Source organism: Sphingopyxis sp. LC81 (assembly GCF_000756375.1).
Taxonomy (GTDB): domain Bacteria; phylum Pseudomonadota; class Alphaproteobacteria; order Sphingomonadales; family Sphingomonadaceae; genus Sphingopyxis.
This window is the reverse complement of the sequence record NZ_JNFD01000002.1, coordinates 46,567-65,315: the sequence shown is the minus strand read 5'-3', so window position 1 is coordinate 65,315 and position 18,749 is coordinate 46,567. Positions and strand designations below refer to the sequence as shown.

At 65.5% G+C, this 18,749-nt stretch carries 23 protein-coding genes; 10 read left to right on the top strand and 13 right to left on the bottom strand.

What is annotated here, in order from left to right:
- The first annotated feature begins 19 nt into the window (after window positions 1-19).
- Window positions 20-1,063 carry a heat-inducible transcriptional repressor HrcA gene (gene hrcA / locus FG91_RS02145; protein ID WP_037511326.1) on the top strand — a complete coding sequence of 348 codons (1,044 nt, stop codon included), beginning with the start codon at window positions 20-22 and terminating at the stop codon, window positions 1,061-1,063.
- A 5-nt stretch (window positions 1,064-1,068) separates the two neighbouring features.
- Window positions 1,069-1,602: a nucleotide exchange factor GrpE gene (gene grpE / locus FG91_RS02140; protein ID WP_037511322.1), complete on the top strand. Its 534-nt coding sequence runs from the start codon at window positions 1,069-1,071 to the stop codon at window positions 1,600-1,602.
- Between the two features lie 74 nt (window positions 1,603-1,676).
- On the opposite strand, the gene def is transcribed toward grpE, so the two are convergent.
- Both def and recR read right to left on the bottom strand, forming a co-directional pair.
- A complete protein-coding gene (def, locus tag FG91_RS02135) occupies window positions 1,677-2,210 on the bottom strand; it encodes a peptide deformylase (RefSeq protein WP_037511319.1) in 534 nt (177 codons plus the stop codon).
- Window positions 2,211-2,241: 31 nt separating this feature from the next.
- Complete coding sequence (gene recR, locus FG91_RS02130; RefSeq protein WP_037511316.1) at window positions 2,242-2,838, bottom strand: recombination mediator RecR; 597 nt, start codon at window positions 2,836-2,838, stop codon at window positions 2,242-2,244.
- Window positions 2,839-2,873: 35 nt separating this feature from the next.
- On the opposite strand from recR, the gene fmt reads away from it, so the two are divergent.
- Together fmt and truA are read left to right on the top strand one after the other, a co-directional pair.
- On the top strand, window positions 2,874-3,794 hold the full coding sequence (gene fmt / locus FG91_RS02125; RefSeq protein ID WP_037511313.1) for a methionyl-tRNA formyltransferase: 921 nt from the start codon (window positions 2,874-2,876) through the stop codon (window positions 3,792-3,794).
- Window positions 3,791-4,531 carry a tRNA pseudouridine(38-40) synthase TruA gene (gene truA, locus FG91_RS02120; protein WP_037511310.1) on the top strand — a complete coding sequence of 247 codons (741 nt, stop codon included), beginning with the start codon at window positions 3,791-3,793 and terminating at the stop codon, window positions 4,529-4,531. The genes fmt and truA overlap by 4 nt, the downstream gene beginning before the upstream one ends.
- A gap of 55 nt (window positions 4,532-4,586) precedes the next feature.
- On the opposite strand, the gene FG91_RS02115 is transcribed toward truA, so the two are convergent.
- Window positions 4,587-5,114 carry a CarD family transcriptional regulator gene (locus tag FG91_RS02115; RefSeq protein ID WP_037511307.1) on the bottom strand — a complete coding sequence of 176 codons (528 nt, stop codon included), beginning with the start codon at window positions 5,112-5,114 and terminating at the stop codon, window positions 4,587-4,589.
- Window positions 5,115-5,428: 314 nt separating this feature from the next.
- Between FG91_RS02115 and FG91_RS02110 the strand changes: the two genes are divergently transcribed.
- Complete coding sequence (locus FG91_RS02110; RefSeq protein ID WP_037511303.1) at window positions 5,429-6,241, top strand: SDR family NAD(P)-dependent oxidoreductase; 813 nt, start codon at window positions 5,429-5,431, stop codon at window positions 6,239-6,241.
- 121 nt (window positions 6,242-6,362) lie between these two features.
- On the top strand, window positions 6,363-7,058 hold the full coding sequence (locus tag FG91_RS02105; protein WP_161785612.1) for a tetratricopeptide repeat protein: 696 nt from the start codon (window positions 6,363-6,365) through the stop codon (window positions 7,056-7,058).
- Between the two features lie 92 nt (window positions 7,059-7,150).
- Here the strand turns inward: FG91_RS02105 and FG91_RS02100 are convergent, their stop codons facing one another.
- The 5 genes from FG91_RS02100 to hisG all read right to left on the bottom strand — a co-directional run bounded on the left by FG91_RS02100 (window position 7,151) and on the right by hisG (window position 12,909).
- Complete coding sequence (locus FG91_RS02100; protein ID WP_037511297.1) at window positions 7,151-9,268, bottom strand: sodium-translocating pyrophosphatase; 2,118 nt, start codon at window positions 9,266-9,268, stop codon at window positions 7,151-7,153.
- A gap of 183 nt (window positions 9,269-9,451) precedes the next feature.
- Window positions 9,452-10,384, bottom strand: a complete 933-nt coding sequence (thiL, locus tag FG91_RS02095) for a thiamine-phosphate kinase (protein ID WP_037511293.1) — start codon at window positions 10,382-10,384, stop codon at window positions 9,452-9,454.
- A 117-nt stretch (window positions 10,385-10,501) separates the two neighbouring features.
- Window positions 10,502-10,957, bottom strand: a complete 456-nt coding sequence (gene nusB / locus FG91_RS02090) for a transcription antitermination factor NusB (RefSeq protein ID WP_037511290.1) — start codon at window positions 10,955-10,957, stop codon at window positions 10,502-10,504.
- 10 nt (window positions 10,958-10,967) lie between these two features.
- Entirely contained in the window at window positions 10,968-12,260 is a 1,293-nt protein-coding gene (gene hisD / locus FG91_RS02085; RefSeq protein WP_037511288.1) for a histidinol dehydrogenase, read from the bottom strand.
- Window positions 12,247-12,909, bottom strand: coding sequence for an ATP phosphoribosyltransferase (gene hisG, locus FG91_RS02080; RefSeq protein WP_037511285.1), 663 nt, complete (start codon window positions 12,907-12,909; stop codon window positions 12,247-12,249). Before hisG ends, hisD begins: the two co-directional genes overlap by 14 nt.
- Before the next feature lie 39 nt (window positions 12,910-12,948).
- On the opposite strand from hisG, the gene FG91_RS02075 reads away from it, so the two are divergent.
- Window positions 12,949-14,028 (top strand): DUF2332 domain-containing protein, encoded by a 1,080-nt coding sequence (locus FG91_RS02075; protein ID WP_037511283.1) that lies wholly within the window; start codon window positions 12,949-12,951, stop codon window positions 14,026-14,028.
- A gap of 13 nt (window positions 14,029-14,041) precedes the next feature.
- Here FG91_RS02075 and FG91_RS02070 read toward each other — a convergent pair whose 3' ends face one another.
- Together FG91_RS02070 and FG91_RS02060 are read right to left on the bottom strand one after the other, a co-directional pair.
- Complete coding sequence (locus FG91_RS02070; RefSeq protein WP_037511280.1) at window positions 14,042-14,488, bottom strand: DUF1465 family protein; 447 nt, start codon at window positions 14,486-14,488, stop codon at window positions 14,042-14,044.
- Window positions 14,489-14,742: 254 nt separating this feature from the next.
- Window positions 14,743-14,940 carry a YdcH family protein gene (locus FG91_RS02060; RefSeq protein WP_037511274.1) on the bottom strand — a complete coding sequence of 66 codons (198 nt, stop codon included), beginning with the start codon at window positions 14,938-14,940 and terminating at the stop codon, window positions 14,743-14,745.
- A 123-nt stretch (window positions 14,941-15,063) separates the two neighbouring features.
- Here FG91_RS02060 and FG91_RS21225 point away from each other — a divergent pair, with 123 nt between their 5' ends.
- Window positions 15,064-15,222: a DUF465 domain-containing protein gene (locus FG91_RS21225; protein ID WP_081940370.1), complete on the top strand. Its 159-nt coding sequence runs from the start codon at window positions 15,064-15,066 to the stop codon at window positions 15,220-15,222.
- A gap of 46 nt (window positions 15,223-15,268) precedes the next feature.
- On the opposite strand, the gene FG91_RS02055 is transcribed toward FG91_RS21225, so the two are convergent.
- From FG91_RS02055 to FG91_RS02045, 3 genes are all read right to left on the bottom strand, one after another.
- Window positions 15,269-15,658: a PilZ domain-containing protein gene (locus tag FG91_RS02055; RefSeq protein WP_037511272.1), complete on the bottom strand. Its 390-nt coding sequence runs from the start codon at window positions 15,656-15,658 to the stop codon at window positions 15,269-15,271.
- Between the two features lie 85 nt (window positions 15,659-15,743).
- Window positions 15,744-16,205: an RNA polymerase-binding protein DksA gene (gene dksA / locus FG91_RS02050; protein ID WP_037511269.1), complete on the bottom strand. Its 462-nt coding sequence runs from the start codon at window positions 16,203-16,205 to the stop codon at window positions 15,744-15,746.
- A gap of 714 nt (window positions 16,206-16,919) precedes the next feature.
- Window positions 16,920-17,603 (bottom strand): hypothetical protein, encoded by a 684-nt coding sequence (locus FG91_RS02045; protein ID WP_200878384.1) that lies wholly within the window; start codon window positions 17,601-17,603, stop codon window positions 16,920-16,922.
- Between the two features lie 338 nt (window positions 17,604-17,941).
- On the opposite strand from FG91_RS02045, the gene FG91_RS02040 reads away from it, so the two are divergent.
- Entirely contained in the window at window positions 17,942-18,286 is a 345-nt protein-coding gene (locus tag FG91_RS02040; RefSeq protein ID WP_052187225.1) for an ArsR/SmtB family transcription factor, read from the top strand.
- Window positions 18,283-18,741, top strand: a complete 459-nt coding sequence (locus FG91_RS02035) for an SRPBCC family protein (protein WP_037511264.1) — start codon at window positions 18,283-18,285, stop codon at window positions 18,739-18,741. Before FG91_RS02040 ends, FG91_RS02035 begins: the two co-directional genes overlap by 4 nt.
- The last annotated feature ends 8 nt before the right edge of the window (window positions 18,742-18,749 follow it).

Below are 18,749 nucleotides of genomic sequence, written 5' to 3'. Positions count from 1 at the left end.
CCATCCCTAAATCCCCCATATGACCACTCCGCCGATCACCGAACTCACCACGCGCGCGCGCGACGTGTTCCGGCTGGTCGTCGATGCGTATCTGGAAACCGGCCAGCCGGTCGGATCGCGCACGCTGTCGAAGCTCGCGGCGCTCAATCTCTCGCCCGCGTCGATCCGCAACGTGATGCAGGATCTCGAAGAATATGGCCTGCTCGCCAGCCCGCACACCAGCGCGGGGCGCCTCCCCACCGAACAGGGCCTCCGCCTCTTCGTCGATGGGATGATGCAGGTCGCCGAACCCAGCGCCGAAGACCGCGCGCAGATCGAGGCGAGCCTGTCCGATGCCGGCCCGATCGAAAGCGCGCTGGCGCAGGCGACGTCGGCGCTGTCGGGGCTGTCGGCATGCGCGGGCCTCGTCCTCGTCCCCAAGCATGAGCGCGTATTGAAACAGCTCGCATTCGTGCCGCTCTCGGCGAACCAGTCGCTCGTCGTGCTCGTCGCGGGTGACGGCGCGGTCGAGAATCGCGTCATCGACATTCCGCCGGGGCTCAACCCCTCGGCACTCGTCGAGGCGGGCAATTATATCTCCTCGATGCTCGCCGGGCTGACGCTCACCGAGGCGATGGCGCGTGTGCGCCGCGAGATCGAGGCCGAGCGCATCGCGATCGACCGCGCGGCGCAGGATCTGGTCAGCCGCGGCCTCGCGATCTGGTCATCCGACGGTGCTGACCGGCCGGTGCTGATCGTGCGCGGGCAGGCGAATCTGCTCGACGACAGCGCGGTCGGCGACCTCGACCGCGTCCGCCAATTGCTCGACGAACTCGAGACCAAGCAGGACATCGCGCAGCTGCTCGACAGCGCGCGCGAGGGCAGCGCCACCCGGATTTTCATCGGGTCGGAGAATAAATTATTCTCGCTTTCGGGCTCGTCCGTGATAGCGGCGCCCTATCGCGGATCGGACGGGCGCGTGGTCGGCGTGGTCGGGGTCATCGGCCCCACACGCTTGAACTATGCCCGGATCGTTCCCATGGTGGATTTCACCGCACAATCGCTCTCCAGACTGATACGATAAGGCTTATGACGAACAACGAAAACGACACGCCGGTCGACGACGGCGCGAACCCCGAAGTTGAAACCGCCGAAGGCAATGAAGAGCTGGCGCAGCTCGCCGAACAACTCGCCGCGGTGCAGCAGGACCTGCTTTACGCCCGCGCCGAGACGCAGAATGTGCGCCGCCGCGCCGAAAAGGAGGTCGCCGACGCGCACGCCTATGCCGCGACCAAGTTCGCGCGCGATATCCTGTCGGTCGCCGACAACCTCGGCCGCGCACTCGCCGCGCTCAGCGACGAACAGCGCGCCGACGAGGCGATGAAGCCGATGATTACCGGCCTCGAGGCCACCGAGCGCGAATTGCTCAGCGTCTTCGAACGCAACGGCATCACGCGCATCGCCGCGATCGGCCTGCCGCTCGACCCGAACCAGCATCAGGCGATGCTCGAAATCCCGAGCGACAAGACGCCGGGCACGATCGTGCAGGAAATGCAGGCGGGCTATATGCTGAAAGACCGGCTGCTGCGCCCCGCGATGGTGGGCGTCGCAAAGGCGGGGTAAGCCGCCGCGATATCGCAGACAAAAAGAAACCCCGGTGGAAGCCGGGGTTTCTTTTTTTGTCGGTTATTGGCCGGTCACGCCGCCTTGCGCAGCTTCGCGAGCTTCTTCAGCACCATCTCGCGCTTCAGCCGCGACAGATGGTCGATGAAGAGAATGCCTTCCAGATGGTCGTGTTCGTGCTGGATGCACGTTGCCATCAGGCCGGTCATGCGTTCCTGATGATGCTTGCCGTCCTCATCCTGCCAGTCGACGGTCACCTCGGCGGGGCGCGTCACATCGGCATATTGCTCGGGGACCGACAGGCAGCCCTCCTGATAGACGCTATGCTCCTCGCTCTCGTCGGAGAAGACAGGGTTGATGAACACGCGCGGCTCGCGGATCACCTTCTTGCCCTCTTCGTCGTCGGGATCGGGTTCCTGCAGGTCGATGACGAGGATGCGCTTCGGCACCGCGACCTGGATCGCAGCCAGCCCGATACCGGGGGCGTCGTACATCGTCTCGAACATGTCAGCGACCAGCTGCTTCAGCTCGGCGTCGAATTTTTCGACGGGCTTGGAAATGACGCGCAGCCGGGGATCCGGGGTCTCTATGATAGGGAGTAAGGCCATGGCGTGCAGGTATGAACTCGGACGCCCGACGTCAACCCACCGGCCGCCGAGCACGAAGCGCCTGCGCGAGTGTCCCCTCGTCGAGATAATCGAGTTCGCCGCCCACCGGCAAACCATGTGCAAGCTGCGTCAGTCGCACCGGATAGCCCTCGAGCCGCTCGGCGAGATAATGCGCGGTCGTCTGCCCTTCCAGCGTCGCGTTCATGGCGAGGACGACCTCGTCGATGCCGCCCGCCGCGACGCGATTGACCAGCGCGTCGATCGCCAAATCCTGCGGGCGGATGCCCTCCAGCGCCGAGAGCCGGCCGCCGAGGACATGATATTTGCCGGGGAAGAGCCGCGACTTGTCGAGCGCCCAGAGGTCCGACACCTCCTCGACGACGCACAGACTTCGCGCATCGCGGCGCGGGTCGGCACAGATCGCGCAGGGATCGTGTGTGTCGACATTGCCGCAAATGCCGCAGGTGACGAGCCGTTCGGACACGGTCTGCAGCGCCGCGAGCAGCGGCACAAATGCGCTTTCGCGCTTCTTCATCAGGTGCAGCACCGCGCGCCGCGCCGAGCGCGGGCCGAGGCCCGGCAGGCGGGCGAGTTGCTGGACGAGCGCTTCAATCTCTTGCGATGCCATGACGGATGGTCTTAAGCGGCGCGCAAGAAATGACAATGCGCATCGCCTTCATGGGAACGCCGCCCTTTGCGGTGCCGACGCTCGCCGCGCTTCATGCCGCGGGGCACGAGGTCGTGGCCGTTTATACACAGCCCCCGCGCCCCGCACAGCGCGGCAAGAAGGTACAGCAAAGCGCAGTGCACGTCTGGGCCGAGGAACATGGCCTGCCCGTCCGCACGCCAAAGAGCATGAAGAGCGAAGAGGCACAGGCCGAATTCGCGGCGCTCGACCTCGATGTCGCGGTGGTCGCGGCTTACGGCCTGATCCTGCCGCAGGCGATTCTCGATGCGCCGCGCGAAGGCTGTCTCAACGTCCATGGCTCGATCCTGCCGCGCTGGCGCGGCGCCGCGCCGGTGCAACGCGCGATCCTCGCGGGCGATGCGGAGACGGGCGTAACGATCATGCAGATGGACATCGGTCTCGACACCGGCGCGATGCGATTGATCGGGCGGACGCCGACGGGCGGCAAGACCGCGGGCGAATTGACCGACGAGCTGGCGAGCATGGGCGCCGACCTGATGGTCAAGGTGTTGACCGACCTTCACACCTTCGCCTCCGAAGCGCAGCCCGACGACGGCGTCACCTACGCGGCAAAGATCGACAAGAGTGAAGCGCGGCTCGATTTCCTGACCAGCGCGGTACAGGTCGAACGGCAAATCCGCGCGTTCAATCCGATGCCCGGCGCCTTTTTCGAACTCGACGGCGAACGCTACAAGATTTTGGCCGCCGAGGTCGTGCACCCGTCCGATACGGTCGCGGGCGCCACTCCCGGCGTCACGCTCGACGATGCGCTGACTGTCGCCTGCAACCCCGGCGCAATCCGCGCGGTGCGTGTCCAGCGCGCCGGCAAGCCCGCGATGGACGCCGGCGAACTGCTGCGCGGCCGCGCGATAGCGGCGGGCACGCGCCTCGCATGACGCGCTTCGCCCTCACCATCGAATTTGACGGCCGCCCCTATATGGGCTGGCAGCGGCAGGCGCACGGCCCCAGCGTCCAGCAGGTCATCGAAGAAGCGATCCACCGCTTCACTACCGAGAATGTGCAGGTGTTCAGCGCCGGGCGTACCGACGCCGGCGTCCATGCGATCGCGATGCGCGCGCATGTCGACATCGAAAAGCCGCTGACCCCGTTCAAGCTGACCGAGGCGCTCAACGCGCAGCTTCGCCCCGCGCCGGTCGCGGTGGTGGCGTGCGAGATCGTCCCCGACGACTGGCACGCGCGCTTTGCCTGCATCGGCCGGTCGTACGAATATCGCATCGTCAACCGCCGCGCGCCGCTGACGTGGGACAAGGGATTGTCGTGGCAGGTTGCCCGGCCGCTCGATTCGGATGCGATGCACGGGGCGGCGCAGCAACTGGTCGGCCTCCATGACTTCACGACGTTCCGTTCGGCGCATTGCCAGTCGCAAAGCCCGGTGAAGACGCTCGACAAGCTGACCGTCAGCCGCCACGGCGACGAGCTGATTATCGAGGCCGCGGCGCGCAGTTTCCTCCATCATCAGGTGCGCTCGATGGTCGGCTGCCTCGCGCTCGTCGGCTATGGCAAATGGTCGGCGCGCGACCTGAAGGCCGCGCTCGATGCCGCCGACCGCAACGCGCTGGGGCTGAATGCGCCGCCCGACGGGCTGTATTTCGTCAGCGCGACTTATCCCTGAATCAAAAAGGGCGGCCCTAGCGGACCGCCCTTTTTGTTATCGCCAGGCTGCGAGCTTACACCTTTTCGGCGTAGTACAGCGGCGCATGCTCGTTGAGGATCTGAAGGATCTTCGCCTGCGCGGTTTTTTCGTCGCTTTCTTCCATCGCGCCGAGTTCGCGCGCGAGGCGGCTCGACGCCGCTTCGAAGATCTGGCGTTCCGAATAGCTCTGCTCGGGCTGGTCGTCGGCGCGGAACAGGTCGCGGGTCACCTCGGCGATCGACACGAGGTCGCCCGAATTGATCTTCGCTTCATATTCCTGCGCGCGGCGCGACCACATGGTGCGCTTGACCTTCGGCTTGGTGGTCAGGACCTGCAGCGCTTCCTTCAGCGTCTTGTCCGACGACAGCTTGCGCATGCCCACGCCTTCGGCCTTGTTCGTCGGCACGCGAAGCGTCATTTTTTCCTTTTCGAAGCGCAGGACATACAGTTCGAGCTGCATGCCGGCGATTTCCGACCGCTGCAATTCGATGACGCGCCCCACGCCATGTTTGGGATAAACAACATAATCGCCGACTTCGAACAAGAGCGTGTTCACGGACATGCAAATTCCTTTTCTTGTGCCTTGACCCCGATCTGAAAGTGCGACAACACCGGCGCATCCCGCCCTCTCGCGGAGGGGGATTTGCATTCGGGCGGCGCTAGCCAGTCAGAGTGACAAGGGATATGGCTCCATCGGAACGCCGGAAAGCGCCCCAGCCCAGTGACGGGAAGAGGCAGAGTGTCGGCGCGTTGATATTTATTATAACAGATTCGCAACAAAATTGCCACCCCTGCGCGGAAATCCGCGGCCGGGCGCCTTGACGCGTTCCAAACGACGTTTCACGCTGAGACAAAAGTGCAGATGGGGATGACGATATGAAGGATCAAGTCTGGTGGATTACCGGGGCTTCGTCGGGGATCGGCGCGGCGCTGGCGCGCGCGCTGGCCGCGCGCGGCGCAAAGCTGATCCTGTCGGGGCGCAACGTCGCGGCATTGGAAATCGTCGCCGCAGACTGCGCCGCCGAAACGCTGGTCCTGCCATTCGAGGCGACCGATTATGACGCCATTCCTACGATTGCCGATCGGGCATGGGGCTGGCAGGGCCGCATCGACGGGCTCGTCAACAATGCCGGCATCTCGCAGCGCAGCCTTGCGATCGAGACCGATTTTGCGGTCTATCAGCAAATCATCGGCGTCGACCTGCTCGCGCCGATTGCCCTCACCCAGCAATTGCTGCCGCGCATGGTCGGCGCGGGGGGCGGACAGATTATCGCGATTTCCAGTGTCGCGGGGATCGCGGGCGTACCGCTGCGCAGCGCTTACTCGGCGGCCAAGCATGGCCTGATCGGCTATCACGACAGTGTGCGCGCCGAAAATGAGCATCTGGGGTTGAAGATACTCGTCGTCGCGCCGGGATCGGTGCGCACCAATGTCAGCCGCAACGCGCTCAACGCCGACGGCAGCACGCGCGGAGAAAGCGACGCCGCGATCGAGAACGGCCTGTCGCCCGACGATGCGGCGGCGCAGATGCTCGCCGCGGTCGACGCTGGGACGCGCGAGCTGGTTGTCGCCGAAGGCGCCGAAGCGATGATCGCGGGGCTGCGCAGGAGCGATCCGGATGCGTTGTTCGACCGGATGAGCGCGATGGTGCAGGCGGGCTATGCGCAGCAGATGAAGGCAGAACGGTAAGATGCTGCGGTAACAGCAAATGGGGGGAGACAATATGGTGTTCAGGCGGTTCGTCTTGTTGGCGGCATCGACGCTGGCTTTCGCAGCTTCCAGCCAAGCCGGCTGGGCTCAGGCGGAAACCATGCCGAGCAGCAGCGTCGGGATTGCAGGCGTCGACGCCGAAGAGGCGGGCGACCCGGCGCGTGCTGCCGAGCTGTATCGACAAGCGTGCGGGATCGACGACGCCGCCGCCTGCGCTCTGCTCGGATCGAAATATACGCGCGAGGGACAGGGCGTGGAGCCCGACGCAAATCGCGCGCTCGAATATTTCCGGCGCGGCTGCGAACTCGGCAATGCCGTGTCCTGCGACGCGATGCGTCAAGTCGAGGCACATCTCGCTTCGGCCGACGAAGCCGCGGACGAAGCGACCGACGGCGCGATCGCTGCGGCCGAAGCGGCGGTGGAGGACGTGGCGGAAGCCGAAGTCGATCCGTCCGAACCGGTCCCGGTCACTGTCGAGGACATGCGAAGGGGCTGCGACGGAGGTGAGGCGATCGACTGCCTGACACTCGGCCATATGTATCGCGACGGCAACGGCGTGTCGCGGGACCACAACCAGGCGGTCGCCCTGTATCGCACCGCGTGCGACATCAGCAAAAGCAACGACCAGTTCGGAAGCTATGCCTGCCACTTCGCCGCTGCGGCTTATGAAAGCGGCGACGGCGTGCCGCAGGATATGGCGCGCGCGCTGGTCCTTTACCAAAAGAGCTGCGACGCCGGGAATGACGACAGCTGCGAACAGGCGCGCGTGGTGCAGCTGGCGACGGGGAACCAGTGATCATAGTCCTGCCTTGAGGCTGGACCAGTTTATGAAAAAGCCCCGCCGGATCGCTCCGGCGGGGCCTTTCTTTTGCCCACAGGCGGTGCGGCTTACGCCGCGCCGTGCGCCAGCGCCGCGAGGAGCAGGATCGCCACGATATTGGTGATCTTGATCATCGGGTTGACCGCCGGACCCGCGGTATCCTTGTACGGATCACCGACGGTGTCGCCGGTCACCGCAGCCTTATGGGCTTCGCTGCCCTTGCCGCCGTGGTTGCCGTCCTCGATATACTTCTTGGCATTGTCCCATGCGCCGCCGCCCGAGGTCATCGAGATGGCGACGAACAGCCCGCCTACGATCACGCCGAGCAGGAGTGCGCCGAGCGCTTCCAATGCCGCGGCCGGACCAGCCACCGCACGGATCACGAAGAACACGACGATCGGCGCCAGCACCGGAAGCAGCGACGGGATGATCATTTCCTTGATCGCCGCCTTGGTGACCAGGTCGACCGTGCGCGCATAGTCGGGCTTGCTCTCATAGGTCATGATGCCCGGGTTGTTCTTGAACTGGTCGCGAACATCCTTGACGACCTCGCCCGCCGCGCGGCCGACCGCGGTCATCCCCATCGCACCGAACAGGTACGGCAGGAGCGCGCCGAGCAGCAGCCCGACGATGACATAGGGCGACGAGAGCGAGAAAGTCAGCGGCTCGGTCAGCCCGAGCTTCGCCGAATATTCGGTGATGTCGGCCGTATATGTACCGAACAGCACCAACGCCGCGAGGCCCGCCGAGCCGATCGCATAGCCCTTGGTCACCGCCTTGGTCGTATTGCCCACGGCGTCGAGCAGGTCGGTCTTTTCACGAACGCTGTCATCGAGGCCCGCCATTTCGGCGATGCCGCCGGCGTTGTCGGTGACGGGGCCATAAGCGTCGAGCGCGACGACCATGCCGGCGAGCGCCAGCATCGCGGTGGCCGCAAAGGCGATGCCGACGATGCCCGCGGTCTGGAACGCGACGACGATGCCGACGCAGATGACGAGCGTCGGCAGCGCGGTCGATTCAAGGCTGACCGCCAGACCCTGGATGACGTTGGTGCCGTGACCCGTTTCCGAAGCCTTGGCGATCGAGCGCACCGGGCGAAAATTGGTGCCGGTATAATATTCGGTGATCCAGATGATCAGCCCGGTGATGACGAGCCCGAGCAGCGAACAATAGAAAAGGTCGCTGCCGTTGAACGTCGTCCCCGCGATGTCGGTCGCCATGTCGCCCTTCAGCACATAGCTGGTCGCGAACCAGATCGCCGGGATCGACAGGACCGCGGTGACGAGGAAGCCCTTGTACATCGCGCCCATGACATTCTTACCGCCACCGAGACGGACGAAATAGGTGCCAATGATCGAGGTGATGATGCACACGCCGCCCATCAGGAGCGGCAAGGTCATCAGCGGGAGCAACATGTCGCCGGTGCCCTTCAGCAGCAGCGCGATCAGCACCATCGTGGCGCCGACGGTGACGACATAGGTTTCGAACAGGTCGGCGGCCATGCCGGCGCAGTCGCCGACATTGTCACCGACGTTATCGGCGATCACCGCCGGGTTGCGCGGATCGTCCTCGGGAATTCCGGCCTCGACCTTGCCAACAAGGTCGGCGCCGACGTCGGCGGCCTTGGTGAAGATACCGCCGCCGAGGCGCGCGAAGATCGAGATCAGCGAGGCACCGAAGGCGAGCGCGACGAGCGCATCGACGACGGTACGATCGTCACCGCCGACGGTGAAGCCGCCGGGACCGGTCAGATACCAGAAGAAGACCGAGATCGCGAGGAGCGCGAGCCCCGCCACGAGCAGGCCGGTGATCGCGCCGGCGCGGAAGGCCATGGTGAGGCCCGCCTGCAGTCCGGTCTGCGCCGCGGCCGCGGTGCGGACGTTGGCTTTCACCGAAATGTTCATGCCGACGAAGCCGGCGACACCCGACAGGATAGCGCCGATCAGAAAGCCCGTTGCCGAAATCGGGCCAAGAAAATAGCCGACGAGAATGGCGACGACGACGCCGACGATAGCGATGGTGCGATACTGGCGGCCCAGATAGGCCTTGGCGCCTTCCTGGATGGCGCCTGCGATTTCCTGCATCTTCTCGTTACCCGCCGAGGCGCCGAGCACCTGCCGCGAAGTAATAAAGCCATAGAGTACGGCCACCAGGCCGCACGCTATCGCGATCAAAACCGGATCCATGCGTGACTATTCCTTCCCATTGAGAAGGGCGACGCAGAAGATATCAGTCGAGCACGTCCGACTTATTGATGCCGGTTCGCTCTCTCCCCTGATGCGACCGCCCCAAATTTGGACGCCGATTTATGGGAAGAAAGAAAGCCAAGGGCAAGCCCGGTAATTTTGGCGCTTTTCCGTGTTTTCGTGTCAGTGCATGAAACCGAGACGTTCCGGCAGCGCGATCCGCTGCGCCCGGTGCGTTAGCATGATTCCCTCGCCGACGCCGGCGTGACCAAGGGCCGTGACGGCGACATTCAGCCCCGCCGCAATCTCGCGGATCGCCGGGGCGGCTGAGGGATCTGCGGTGAACAGCAACTGATAATCGTCGCCCGCGCTCGCCGCCGCGAGCCGCGTATCGAGTACGTCGGGACGCACCGCGAGCAGCGCGGCTGAGAGCGGGATCGTCTCGAGCATGATGCCAAGCTCGCATCCGCTCGCCTCGGCCATCCGCCGCGCATCGATCAGCAGGCCGTCCGACACGTCCATCATCGCATGGACATACGGTGCCACCGCCTGCCCAAAAGCCAGCTGGGGCTCGGGACGGCCATAGGCGGCGAGGCAGGTTTCGTTCGGATCGACCTGCCCCAGCCGCATCGCGAGGCCAAGCCCGGCATTGCCGATCGTCCCGGTGACCCAGATCTGGTCGCCAGGCTTTGCTCCGCTCCGCGCGGGCGCGCCGGTCGCGGGCGCCTTGCCGATCGCGGTCAGCCCGAATGTGCGCGGCGCGCCGGCGGGAATGCCCACCGTATCGCCGCCGAGCAGCGGCACCTCGTACCGGCGCAGCACCTCGCCCAGCCCGCGAACGAAGGCCGCGTCCCAAAGTTCGTCGCCAGTCAGGCTGTACCCGACGAGCACGCCGAGCGGCGCCGCGCCCTTCGCCGCGAGGTCGGAAAGGTTCACCGCAACGAGCTTCCACGCGACATCCTGCGGCCGCTCGTCAGGGAGGAAATGGATGCCCTCGACGATCATGTCGTGGGTGAGGACAAGGTCGCCGAGCACCGCGGCGTCGTCGGCCAGCCCGCGCGCGGCGGGATCGGTCGCGATGGCACGCAGGCGGGCGATGAAATCGGCTTCGCTCATATTACCCTCTCGTCCGATGAGGGGTGACTTCCGTTCGTGTCGAGCGAAGTCGAGACACCCATCGCGATGGCGCCAAGCCGAGGGGCATCTCGACTTCGCTCGATGCGAACGGATATCTTATGCGCGGGTTCCGCGCACATCCTTGCCGATCGCATCGAGCAGGCCGTTGGCGAACCCCGCCTCGCGCGTGTCGAAGAACGCCTTGGCCACATCGACATATTCACTGACCACCGCACCGACCGGCACGTCGCCGCGCGCCATCAGTTCATAGGAACCGGCGCGCAGGATCGCCTTCATCGTGCGGTCGAGCCGCTCCATCGACCAGCCGCTCGCCAGCCGCGCGACGATCGCCACGTCGATCTCTTCGATGCGCGCGAGCGTGCCCTTGACGATGTCGTCGAAAAAGGCGGTGTCGGCTTCGGCATATTCCTCGTCCTCGATCGTCGCGCCGATCCGGTGCTGATGGAATTCGTGGATCAGCTTCGGCACGGGCGTGCCCTCCATCTCATGCTGATAGAGCGCCTGGACGGCGGCGAGACGGGCGGCGGAGCGGGACTGGGCGCGTTTGTTCATGACTCTTTTCTTAACTGAGACGCTGGCTGACCGAAAGCGCATGGGCGGGAAGCCCCTCGGCGCCCGCGAGCGCGACCGCGGCCGGGCCGATCGCGGCGAGGCTCGCCTCGTCGAGCGCGAGGAAGCTGGTGCGCTTCATAAAATCGCTCACCGACAGCCCGCTCGAAAAGCGCGCGCGGCGGCCGGTCGGCAGCACATGGTTGGGGCCAGCGACATAATCGCCGATTGCTTCCGGGGTCTGGCGGCCGAGGAAAACCGAGCCGGCGTGGCGCACTTTCGCAAAGAGCGCGTCGGCCTCGGTGGCATCGACCGCGAGTTCAAGATGTTCGGGCGCGAGCCGGTCGCAAAGCGGGATTGCGTCGGCGAGTGTGGGGACAACGACGATCGCGCCGTTGGCGTCCCAGCTTTCGCGCATTGTGGTTGCGGTGCCGAGCGTCGGGATGATCGCATCGACCGCTTTGCCTACCGCATCGGCGAACGCGGCATCGTCCGTGAACAGGATCGACTGGCTCGTCGGGTCATGCTCGGCCTGACTCAAGAGGTCGGCGGCGATGATATGCGGCGCGTTCCGGTTGTCCGCCACGACGACGATCTCGCTCGGCCCCGCGACCATGTCGATGCCGACGACGCCATAGACCTGCCGCTTCGCCTCGGCGACCCACGCGTTGCCCGGGCCGGTGACGACGTCGACCGGCGCGATCCTGTCGGTGCCATAAGCGAGCGCCGCGACGGCTTGCGCCCCGCCGATGCGCCAGATTTCGTCGACCCCGCCGATGTGCGCCGCGGCCATCACGACCGGGTTGGTCTCGCCGCCCGGCGTCGGGGTCATCATCACGATGCGTCCGACCCCCGCGACTTTCGCGGGGAGGATGTTCATCAAGACCGACGAGGGATAGGCAGCACGCCCGCCTGGGACATAGACCCCCGCCGCATCGACCGCATTCCAGCGCGCGCCGAGCCGCGCACCCGTGGCGTCGCGATAGTCGCGATTCTCGGGGAGCTGCGCGGCGTGATAGGCGCGGATGCGGTCGGCCGCGAGGTTCAGCGCATCGCGAAGCTCGGGCGCCAGCGCCTCGTAGGCCGCGGCGCATTCCTCCTTCGAGATGCTCCACCCGCTCGCGCCCAAATCGAAACGGTCGAACTTCGCGGTATAGTCGGCGAGCGCGGCGTCGCCCTCGGCCTTTACCCGCGCGATGATCGCGGCGACGTCGGCGGAGACATCGGAATCGCTCTCGCGCCGATCGTTGACCAGCGCGTCGAACTCGGCTGCGAAGCCGGGTTCGGAAGCATCAAGCCGCCGCATCGCCCTGCCCTACTGCCTGCCGGAAGCGTTCGACGAGCGCCGGCACCTCGGCCGAACGCAGCTTGAACGCCGCGCGGTTGACGATCAGCCGCGCCGAAACCTCGCTGATGATTTTCTGCTCGGCGAGCGCATTTTCGACCAGCGTGCGCCCGGTCGAAACCAGATCGACGATGTGCGAGGCAAGCCCCAGCTTCGGCGCGATCTCCATTGCACCGTTCAATTTGATGCATTCGGCCTGGATGCCCTGCGCCTCGAACCAGCGGCGCGTCGTTCCGGGATATTTGGTCGCGACGCGGATATGGCTTTCGCCCAGCCCCGGCGGCGCGCTGCCTTCCGGCCCGGCGAGCGACAGGCGGCAATGGCCGATGCCAAGATCCACCGGCGCGTAAAGCTCGCTGTAATCGAACTCGTCGACGACGTCCGATCCGACAATGCCGAGCTGCGCCGCGCCATGCGCGACGAAGGTCGCGACATCGAACGCGCGCACGCGGATCAGCGAGATGTGTGGCTGATTTGTCCCAAAAACTAACGCTCTGCTTTTCTTATCGAAAAACTCGCCCGACGGCTCTATCCCGACGCGCGCAAGCAGGGGCAGCGCCTCGTCGAGGATGCGCCCCTTCGGGATGGCAAAGATGATCGGTTCGGGCATAAGCTTGCGCGCCCATAAGCGGCGAGAGGAAAAAGGGCAATGAGCGAGCGCTACGAGTTCATCGACATGGCCGAGACCGGGCCGAAGGCCGTCCGCACCGCTTTCGCCAACCAGGTCGCCTATTGCCGCGCCAACGACGCGCGCGTCACCGCCCGCGTCGTCGCCGCGCTCGGCACATTGCTCGACAAGCCCGCGAGCGAATTTGCGCGCCGTATCGCCGGCTGGCAGGGGCCCCCGCTTGCCGACGCGCTGCCGCTGCGCGCCGCCGGCGGCATCCACGCGCTGCACCTGTCGGGAACCGCGCACGAACTCGCGCCCATCTATGCCGATTCGGAGGACATCAACGACGCGACGATCATCGCAGGGGTCGTCGCGCGGCACGAGGCGGCGCTGCTGCCCTGGCTCGACGGCCCACCGCAGACCAACGAGGCGGGGCGCTCATCGAACTTCATCGCCGCCATGCTCTGGCTCGCCGACAAGGGCCTGCCGCCGCGCTTCGACTGCCTTGAAATAGGATCGAGCGGCGGGATCAACCTGATGATCGACCGCTATCATTACGACCTCGGCGGCGTGCATGTCGGGCCGCAGCCCGGCGCGATCGCCTTCACCCCCCAATGGCGCGGCGACCATCCGCCGCAGCATGCGATCGAGATTGCCGGCCTCAAAGGCTGCGACGTCGCCCCCGTCGACCTGACCGATCCCGAGCAGGCGCTGCGGCTGAAAGCCTATATCTGGCCCGAGCACCATATCCGCTTCGCGCGCATCGAGGCGGCGATCGCCGCCGCGACCGAGGAGCCGCCGCAGCTGATCCGCGCGACCGCCGCCGATTTCGTCGAGGCCGAACTCGCGCGCCCGCAAGCCGAAGGGACGACGCGCATGCTGATGCACTCGATCGTCTGGCAATATGTCCCCACTGACCAGCAGGCGCGCGTGACCGCCGCGATGGAGGAAGCCGGCAAGCGCGCGACCCCCGACCGCCCGCTCGCATGGGTGGCGCTCGAGGCGAACCGGACGGTGCATCATCATGAACTCGCCGTGCGCTATTGGCCGGGCGGCGAAGCGCCGAGGAAAATTGCCCAAGCACACGCGCACGGCGCTTGGATCGAGTGGCTGGGCTAAACGCCCTTCTCCGTCAGAGCCGCGCCTCCAACCGCGCCAGCAATTGCTGCACCGGCGTCACCGCCGGCGCTTCCCAGCCGGCCTCCAGCATCGCGATCCGCTCGAACAATCGCTCGCTCGCCGAAATAATCCGGCGCACCGATCCATCGAAGCTCGCGCAGATATCCCAGTCGGCCGCGACCGCCTCGCCGATCCGCGCCGCGCTGTCGTGCGGCCCCGCCCCCGGGTCGCCCGCGAACATAGCGCGGCGGTGGAGCAGCCAGGCGATGACGTGCATCAGCCGCGTCGTCGTCTTCAGCGATTCGCATGCAAGGCCGATCTGCGCCGCCGCGTCGCCGCCGGTCCGCCCGAGGTCGCGCTGCGCGGCAAAGGCGGCGTGCGCCTCGTCGGCGAGCAGCATCGCCTCGACATAGAGATTTTCGACCTGTGCGCGCTGCACCGGCACATCGATTGCCATCATGTTCGTTCGCCCACCGACCATGACGCGGGAGATGCCATCGGGCTATCGGGTCCGCAACGTCGGTAACCATGAAATTGCGCGCGTCAGCCGTCCCGTTTTGATTCAGGCGTTTAGGATCGGTCGACATTTGGCTCAGGGCGAGCCGAAAATGGTGATTTTTCGTGACCCGGAGCGCAGCCTACTTCAGTAGGTGAGCACCGGAAGCGCGGGAAATCGCCATTTGCAGGCCGGCATGGGCCGAATGTCGGCCGATCCTAGGCGATGATGTCGGGAAGCAGTTGATCCTCGCACCAGGAGATCTCGTCGCGCAGGCGCAGCTTGCGTTTTTTCAGGCGCGCGAGCTGCAGCTGGTCGGGAACCGCCGCGGTGCCGAGCGCAATGATCGCGGCATCGAGGTCGCGGTGCTCGATGCGAAGCAGTTCCAGGCGCTGGGTAATTTCCTCGGGGCTCACATCGCCTCCCTGCCACGTTCACCACTGGTCCGCAACGGGGACCGCTTGGCCGAATCGCCACGACATCGGGGCGATTTCGTGATTTAATTCGACCTGCCCATCGAGTCGAAAAGGAGAATGCCAATGAGCACGTCGCACCTTTCCACCCTGAAGTCCCGCCACGCGGACCTCGATGCGAAAATTGCGAATGAAGAGCGCCGTCCCGCCCCCGATACCGGAGTCGTCGCGCAGCTCAAGAAGCAGAAGCTGAAACTCAAGGAAGAGATGCTGACGATCGCCTGATCGCCAGCGCTATCGCCCCGCTGATGCCACCCCGTGAGGGGACGCATCAGCGCCGGCGATAGAGGGGCCCTTTCTCAAGGCCCGTGCGCCGAAGATGCGGCGGCAAATCGGACTCTGAAACCACCTGACGACGTACCGCCTGCGGGTCGACCGGACGGTCGAACGCAATACCGAACTTGCCCTCGCCTACCCAGATCACGCGGCCCGCGACCGGGCCGACGTTGCGCAGGTCGACCTCGACCGCCGCGCCCTGCGCGACATTGACGTTCGCCTCGGCCAGCATGCCGCCGGGCGACAGGTTGCGCACGCGCACGGTGACGGGGTCCGGGCTGCCGGGAAGGATCAGCCCGGCCTGCAGGAACAGGCTGTCGCGATCGGCACCGCGCGACAGCGCCGCGACTTCCTCGTCGACCGATCTGGGTCCTAGTGAATCCATTGCGCCCCGTTCCTCTTGTGATTGAGGAGCGGAATCTAGGGCCGGGTCGTTGCGGAAACGTAAATGGGACCGACGCTCCCGACGACTAATCTTCGCGCGAAATCCGTTCGTTGCGCTCGTGGCGCTCCTGCGCCTCCAGCGTCATCGTCGCGATCGGACGCGCCTGCAGGCGGGCGAGCGAGATCGGCTCGCCGGTCACCTGGCAATAGCCATATTCGCCTTCGTCGATGCGGCGGATCGCCGAATCGATCTTGGCGATCAGCTTGCGCTGGCGATCGCGGGTTCGAAGTTCGATCGCCCAGTCGGTCTCGCTCGACGCGCGGTCGGCGAGGTCGGGTTCGCGCAGCGGGCCGTCCTGAAGATGCGCCAGCGTCGATTCGGATTCGGACAGGATCGATTTCTTCCAGGCGCGCAGCAGGCCGCGGAAATAATCCTGCTGCCGTTCGTTCATAAACTCTTCGTCGTCGCCGGGGACATAATCCGAATCGAGATTGGATTTGGCTTCGCGAAGCGCGTCAGCGCCAACGTCGGCAATCTTGGTCGGCATGAGGGGCTCTCGCGTCCTTTCCTGTCACCTTACGGGCTGTTAAACAGCTCGGGGAGTGGCGCGCCTATACCCAGCCGCTGGCGACGATACAAGCGCCAAGCTGCCGATAGCGACGGTCCGTGAAGCGGCGATGAACCGGCATGGCGTCGGGGGCGATTCTGCCGACCGATGGCAACCCGCCGGACGCCATCGCACGGCGCGATTTAGGTCCGAAGGTTAACCAATCGCATAGAATTATTGCATAATCCGTTCTGTTTTGGGACAGATACCGGGATTTTGATTGATTCCGCGTGGCATTTCCCGCTCTCGGACAGGTGAACGCGGTTAACGCAATTGCCGCGTTCATAAAGCTTTGGCCTTTTGCGTTATAGCGAAGGTGACGGCGGGTGCTGGTCGATGGCGCTTCGTACCTGCAACGGGAAAGAAAGAAAAACCTATGTCTGTCCGAATGGCCCTTGCCAAGCTTTGCGCCTGCACCTGCGGCGGGGCAATCATCGGTAGCGGCGCGATGCAGATCGCGGATGTTCCCAAGGCGCGCGCGCAGTCGGTCCAGTCCTGCAAGCCCTGCGTCGGCAAGAAGGTCGTGCGCAAACGTCATGCGGCGCGCAAGCCCGTGAAGCGCGTGCGCCGCGTCGTGACGACGAAGCGCATCATCCGCACCGCGACCCCGCAACAGCAAGTCGTGACGCAGACGATCCCGCTGCCCCCTATCCCCTATGCGCCCTTTCCGCGCGGCGGCTTTGAAGGCGGCAGCAGCGGCGGCGGCGTGACAGTGATCGGCGGCGGCTTTGGCGGCGGTTTCGGCGGCGGCTTCTTTGGCGGTTTCTTCGGCGGCAGCAGCGGCGGCGGCAGCAGCGGCAGCATCGTCGTCACCTCGACCACGACCGGCGGCCTCAGCACGACCTCCAGCACCTCGTCGGGTGTTTCGACCTCGACCGGCGGCGTCTCGACGTCCACCGGCGGCGTGTCGACCTCGACTGGTGGTGTCTCGACATCCACCGGCGGCGTGTCGACCTCGACGGGCGGCGTTTCGACTTCGACCTCGACGGGCGGCGTCTCGACCTCGACCGGCAGCGTCAGCACCTCGACCTCGTCGGGCAATGTTTCGACCTCTTCGGGCAACGTCAGCACCTCCTCGTCGAGCAGCAGCTCGTCGTCTAGCTCATCGTCATCGTCTTCCTCCTCGTCGTCGAGCTCGTCCTCGTCGGGCGGCAGCTCTTCGAAGGGCAGCTCGGGTTGGGGCAGTTCGTCGCACGGCAGTTCGTCGCACGGCAGTTCAGGCAGCTCGGGCGGCTCCAGCAGCTCGTCGTCGAGCTCGTCTTCGTCGTCCTCGTCGAGCAGCAGCACGTCGAGCGGCGCGACCGGCGGCAGCAGCAGCTTCGGTTCGACCGGCAGCACGAGCTCGTCGTCTTCCTCCTCCTCGAGCAGCAGCTCCTCGTCGTCCTCGTCGAGCTCGGGCGGCAGCAGCAGTCACGGTAGCTCGTCGGGCGATCCGACCCCTGTTCCCGCGCCGCCGATGATGCTATTGTTCGGCGCTGCAGCCGCTGCGCTTGTCGCGCGGCGCCGCGCGGCGAACCGCAACGACGACGACGCCAACGCGGCTTGAGAAATCCACTGGCGGTCCGGGGGGCTAACCCAGACCACCGAACTAAGGGCTGCCCCTTCGAGGGTGGCCCTTTTTTATGGCCTGCCCGAATCAGTTTGCCATATGGGAAACTATTCTTATGGTTCGCCACATGGTGAACCAACAAGCAGCCCTCGATTCGCTCTTCCATGCGCTCGCCGACCCGACGCGCCGCGCGGTCGTCAGCCGCCTGCTCAAAGGCGCCGCACCGGTAAAGCAGCTATCCGAACCCTTTGAAATGGGCCTCCCCGCCTTCCTCAAACATCTGTCGGTGCTCGAGGTGTCGGGGCTGATCCGTACCGAAAAGCACGGCCGCGTCCGCACCTGCCGCGTCGATGCCGAGCGGCTCGCGGCGGCGGAAGGCTGGCTCTCGCAGCAACGCGCGATCTGGCAGGGCCGCGCCGACCGCCTCGCCGACTTCGTCGAATCGCAAAATCCTCCGGAGCAAAACGCATGAGCAAAAGCGAACTCACCATTTCCCGCCACATCGCCGCCCCGCCGTCGGCGGTGTGGGACGCCTGGAGCGATCCGACGAAACTCGCCCGATGGTGGATCCCGGCGCCCATCGAATGCCGCGTGGTCACGCTCGACCTCCGCCCCGGCGGCGGCTTTGTGACGCAAATGCGCGACGAGGGGGGCGATTTCCAGCCGCATGTCGACGGCTGCTTCCTCGAAGCGATCCCCGAACAGCGCCTCGTCTTTACCACCGTGCTGACCGAAGGCTGGCAGCCCGCCGAACCCTGGCTCGCGATGACCGCGATCCTGACCTTCGAGGCCCGCGACGGCGGCACCCTCTATTCGGCGCGCGTCCTGCACAAGAATCCCGAGGATAGTGCGAAGCATGAGGAAATGGGTTTCCGTGAAGGTTGGGGCACAGTGCTCGGCCAGTTGGCGGCATTGCTGGAGCGCTAAGACGGCTT

Coding starts and splice junctions, on each gene's coding strand:
- hrcA (WP_037511326.1), top strand. CDS start 20: ATGACCACTCCGCCGATCACCGAACTCACCACGCGCGCGCGCGACGTG.
- grpE (WP_037511322.1), top strand. CDS start 1,069: ATGACGAACAACGAAAACGACACGCCGGTCGACGACGGCGCGAACCCC.
- def (WP_037511319.1), bottom strand. CDS start 2,210: ATGGCCTTACTCCCTATCATAGAGACCCCGGATCCCCGGCTGCGCGTC.
- recR (WP_037511316.1), bottom strand. CDS start 2,838: ATGGCATCGCAAGAGATTGAAGCGCTCGTCCAGCAACTCGCCCGCCTG.
- fmt (WP_037511313.1), top strand. CDS start 2,874: ATGCGCATCGCCTTCATGGGAACGCCGCCCTTTGCGGTGCCGACGCTC.
- truA (WP_037511310.1), top strand. CDS start 3,791: ATGACGCGCTTCGCCCTCACCATCGAATTTGACGGCCGCCCCTATATG.
- FG91_RS02115 (WP_037511307.1), bottom strand. CDS start 5,114: ATGTCCGTGAACACGCTCTTGTTCGAAGTCGGCGATTATGTTGTTTAT.
- FG91_RS02110 (WP_037511303.1), top strand. CDS start 5,429: ATGAAGGATCAAGTCTGGTGGATTACCGGGGCTTCGTCGGGGATCGGC.
- FG91_RS02105 (WP_161785612.1), top strand. CDS start 6,363: ATGCCGAGCAGCAGCGTCGGGATTGCAGGCGTCGACGCCGAAGAGGCG.
- FG91_RS02100 (WP_037511297.1), bottom strand. CDS start 9,268: ATGGATCCGGTTTTGATCGCGATAGCGTGCGGCCTGGTGGCCGTACTC.
- thiL (WP_037511293.1), bottom strand. CDS start 10,384: ATGAGCGAAGCCGATTTCATCGCCCGCCTGCGTGCCATCGCGACCGAT.
- nusB (WP_037511290.1), bottom strand. CDS start 10,957: ATGAACAAACGCGCCCAGTCCCGCTCCGCCGCCCGTCTCGCCGCCGTC.
- hisD (WP_037511288.1), bottom strand. CDS start 12,260: ATGCGGCGGCTTGATGCTTCCGAACCCGGCTTCGCAGCCGAGTTCGAC.
- hisG (WP_037511285.1), bottom strand. CDS start 12,909: ATGCCCGAACCGATCATCTTTGCCATCCCGAAGGGGCGCATCCTCGAC.
- FG91_RS02075 (WP_037511283.1), top strand. CDS start 12,949: ATGAGCGAGCGCTACGAGTTCATCGACATGGCCGAGACCGGGCCGAAG.
- FG91_RS02070 (WP_037511280.1), bottom strand. CDS start 14,488: ATGATGGCAATCGATGTGCCGGTGCAGCGCGCACAGGTCGAAAATCTC.
- FG91_RS21225 (WP_081940370.1), top strand. CDS start 15,064: ATGAGCACGTCGCACCTTTCCACCCTGAAGTCCCGCCACGCGGACCTC.
- FG91_RS02055 (WP_037511272.1), bottom strand. CDS start 15,658: ATGGATTCACTAGGACCCAGATCGGTCGACGAGGAAGTCGCGGCGCTG.
- dksA (WP_037511269.1), bottom strand. CDS start 16,205: ATGCCGACCAAGATTGCCGACGTTGGCGCTGACGCGCTTCGCGAAGCC.
- FG91_RS02040 (WP_052187225.1), top strand. CDS start 17,942: ATGGTGAACCAACAAGCAGCCCTCGATTCGCTCTTCCATGCGCTCGCC.
- FG91_RS02035 (WP_037511264.1), top strand. CDS start 18,283: ATGAGCAAAAGCGAACTCACCATTTCCCGCCACATCGCCGCCCCGCCG.